General features: G+C 45.5%; 1 rRNA gene. It reads left to right on the forward strand.

From position 1 onward, the window contains the following. A 16S ribosomal RNA gene (locus GN138_RS16375) occupies window positions 1-255 on the forward strand; the annotation flags it as partial.

A 255-nucleotide genomic window follows, 5' to 3' on the forward strand; every position in this document is an offset into this window, starting at 1 on the left:
AACGCTAGCGGCAGGCCTAACACATGCAAGTCGAACGGTAACAGGAAAGAGCTTGCTTTTTTGCTGACGAGTGGCGCACGGGTGCGTAACGCGTATATAATCTACCTTTTACAGGGGGATAGCCTTTAGAAATGAAGAATAATACCCCATAGTAAGTTTACTTGGCATCGAGCAGACTTTAAAGTTTCGGCGGTAAAAGATGAATATGCGTTCTATTAGCTAGATGGTGTGGTAACGGCATACCATGGCGACGAT

This window comes from Winogradskyella endarachnes (genome assembly GCF_009741275.1).
Lineage (GTDB): Bacteria > Bacteroidota > Bacteroidia > Flavobacteriales > Flavobacteriaceae > Winogradskyella > Winogradskyella endarachnes.